At 77.9% G+C, this 521-nt stretch carries 1 protein-coding gene; it reads left to right on the forward strand.

What is annotated here, in order from left to right; translation table 11 throughout:
* Positions 1-521: polyketide synthase dehydratase domain-containing protein (locus tag HMPREF0731_RS22895; protein WP_169312320.1), on the forward strand; the 521-nt coding region annotated here is incomplete at both ends.

Genomic DNA, 521 nt, shown 5'->3' on the forward strand with positions numbered 1-521 from the left:
GTGCCCGGCGAGGCGACGCGCGCCCAGGCGCGCCACTTCCTGCTCGATTACGGCCCGGCCTTCGCCGTGGTGCAGGAGGCGCGGCTCTCCGCCGATGGCCGCGCCGCGACGCTGCGCCTGGCGCTGCCCCCCGGCGTGCCGCCGGATGCGGGCTTCCTGCTGCACCCGGTGCGCGGCGATGGCGCGCTGCAGGGCATGGTCGAGCTGCTCTCCCCCGGCGAGGCGGTGGATGGCCGCGCCGTGGTGCCGGTGCGCTTCGGCCGCGTCGTGCTGAAGCGCGGCGCGCCGGTGCCGGTCAGCGCCGAGCTGCGCCTGCTGCACCGGGGCGAGCGTTCCGGCGAATGCAGCGTGATGCTGCGCGATGGCGGCGGCCAGCCGGTCGCCCGCATCGAGGAATGCTGGATGCAGCGCATCCGGCTGACGCCGCGCCCGGCGGTGGAGGAGGCGGTGTTCCACATCGCCCCGCAGGCCGAGGGCGCGCAGCCCGGCGCGCCGCCGGCGCTCGACCTGGCGCTGCTCGG

The organism is Pseudoroseomonas cervicalis ATCC 49957, assembly GCF_000164635.1.
GTDB classification, from domain to species: domain Bacteria; phylum Pseudomonadota; class Alphaproteobacteria; order Acetobacterales; family Acetobacteraceae; genus Pseudoroseomonas; species Pseudoroseomonas cervicalis.